This is a genomic window from Thermostichus sp. MS-CIW-36 (genome assembly GCF_054059035.1).
Genome location: NZ_JBSSBR010000056.1, coordinates 1 through 2,500 on the forward strand (window position 1 = coordinate 1; position 2,500 = coordinate 2,500).

The window sequence follows — 2,500 nt, forward strand, 5'->3', positions numbered from 1 at the left end:
CCGGCTAGAGTGAGGTAGGGGTTGCGGGAATTCCCGGTGTAGCGGTGAAATGCGTAGAGATCGGGAAGAACACCTGAGGCGGAAGCGCGCAACTGGGCCTCAACTGACGCTGAGGTACGAAAGCTAGGGGAGCGAATGGGATTAGATACCCCAGTAGTCCTAGCCGTAAACGATGGACACTGGACGTTGGCCGTATCGACCCGGTCAGTGTCGGAGCTAACGCGTTAAGTGTCCCGCCTGGGGAGTACGCACGCAAGTGTGAAACTCAAAGGAATTGACGGGGGCCCGCACAAGCGGTGGAGCATGTGGTTTAATTCGATGCAACGCGAAGAACCTTACCAGGGCTTGACATGCCGCGGACCCTGCGGAAACGTGGGGGTGCCTTCGGGAGCGCGGACACAGGTGGTGCATGGCTGTCGTCAGCTCGTGTCGTGAGATGTTGGGTTAAGTCCCGCAACGAGCGCAACCCTTGTTCCTAGTTGCCAGCATTGAGTTGGGCACTCTAGGGAGACTGCCGGTGACAAACCGGAGGAAGGTGAGGATGACGTCAAGTCAGCATGCCCCTTACGCTCTGGGCTACACACGTGCTACAATGGCGCGGACAAAGGGTCGCGAGCGCGCGAGCGTGAGCCAATCCCAGAAACCGCGTCTCAGTTCAGATCGCAGGCTGCAACTCGCCTGCGTGAAGGCGGAATCGCTAGTAATCGCAGATCAGCATGCTGCGGTGAATACGTTCCCGGGCCTTGTACACACCGCCCGTCACACCATGGGAGCTGGCCATGCCCGAAGTCGGAGCACCCGCCGAAGGCAGGGCTGGTGACTGGGGTGAAGTCGTAACAAGGTAGCCGTACCGGAAGGTGCGGCTGGATCACCTCCTTTTAGGGAGACCTACCTTGGGGCATCTGAGGGGAGTTAGACCACCCTCAGGCCAGCAAAGGTTATCCCAGGTCGGTCGGGGTTGAAGGGATGGTTGACTGAGGTTCTGGGGGAGAGCCAAGGGAAGGGCTATTAGCTCAGGTGGTTAGAGCGCACCCCTGATAAGGGTGAGGTCCCTGGTTCGAGTCCAGGATGGCCCACTGTTTGTCCTAGAGAAGGGAGAGCTAGCAAGCTAGAAGCGGGCTGGCCAAGCTGAGGGCAAAGCCAGAGGGTGGGTGCAGTCTGGATTGGGGGTATAGCTCAGCCGGTAGAGCGCTGCCTTTGCACGGCAGAAGTCAGCGGTTCGAGTCCGCTTACCTCCACCACTTTGGTGAGGAGCCGGGAAGGGGTTCTCCAGTTGGATAGGTTGACGACCGGGCTAGGGGTTTGGGTCCGAGCACAAGCCTCCAGCCGGGTTGAGCCGGCCAGCACTTTGAAAACTGCATAGCAAGAGAGCAGCATGCTTCTGGGTTGAGCCCTCCGAGCCTTGGCTTGGGGGAAGCAGCAGCAACCTGGGGGCATGAGGCAGGTAGAACACCAATGTTACGTGAGGTGAAAAGGTCAAGTCAGTTAAGGGCGCACGGTGGATACCTAGGCACGCAGAGGCGAGGAAGGGCGTGTTACCGACGAAACGCTGCGGGGAGCTGGACAAAAGCGGTGATCCGCAGGTTCCCGAATGGGGCAACCCGGCAAGGCGCAAGCCTTGTCACCTTTGGCTGAATCCATAGGCCAAAGGGGCGAACGCGGCGAACTGAAACATCTTAGTAGCCGCAGGAAAAGAAAACAAAAGTGATTTCCTCAGTAGCGGCGAGCGAACGGGAAAGAGCCTAAACCGCTCAGCTACGGCTGGGCGGGGTTGTGGGACGGCCAAGCGGTAGCCGGCGGGCTAGGGGAAGCAGCTGGAATGCTGCACCAGAGAAGGTGAAAGTCCTGTAGCCGAAAGCTCAAAGGCGCCGGCCGGATCCCGAGTAGCACGGGGCAGGGGAAATCCCGTGTGAATCGGCGAGAACCATCTCGTAAGGCTAAATACTCCTGCGTGACCGATAGTGAACCAGTACCGTGAGGGAAAGGTGAAAAGAACCCCGGGAGGGGAGTGAAACAGAACATGAAACCGTGTGCCTACAAGCAGTGGGAGCCCGATTGAACGGGTGACCGCGTGCCTGTTGAAGAATGAGCCAGCGAGTTACAGCGTGGGGCAGGTTAAGGCGGGAATGCCGGAGCCAAAGGGAAACCGAGTCTGAAGAGGGCGAGAGTCCCATGCTGTAGACCCGAACCTGGGTGATCTAACCATGGCCAGGCTGAAGCTTGGGTAAAGCCAAGTGGAGGGCCGAACCGGGTGATGTTGAAAAATCATCGGATGAGCTGTGGTTAGGGGTGAAATGCCAATCGAACCCAGAGCTAGCTGGTTCTCCCCGAAATGCGTTGAGGCGCAGCGTCGACAGGTACCTGGTGGGGTAGAGCACTGAATCGGTGCGGGCGGCGAGAGCTGTACCAAACCGAACCAAACTGCGAATACGCCAGGGTTAGTCGGCAGTGAGACGGTGGGGGATAAGCTCCATCGTCGAGAGGGAAACAGCCCAGACCA

Annotated in this window: 2 tRNA genes and 2 rRNA genes (1 of these 4 cut by a window edge); all 4 read left to right on the forward strand. The window is 58.8% G+C overall.

Annotated elements, in window-relative coordinates:
- Positions 1-879, forward strand: a 16S ribosomal RNA gene (locus ACVWVQ_RS14165); the annotation flags it as partial.
- Positions 880-1,002: 123 nt separating this feature from the next.
- A tRNA-Ile gene (locus ACVWVQ_RS14170) sits at positions 1,003-1,076 on the forward strand.
- An 89-nt stretch (positions 1,077-1,165) separates the two neighbouring features.
- Positions 1,166-1,241 (forward strand) — tRNA-Ala (locus ACVWVQ_RS14175).
- Positions 1,242-1,474: 233 nt separating this feature from the next.
- Positions 1,475-2,500: ribosomal RNA gene (locus tag ACVWVQ_RS14180) — 23S ribosomal RNA — on the forward strand (it continues 1,783 nt past the right edge of the window).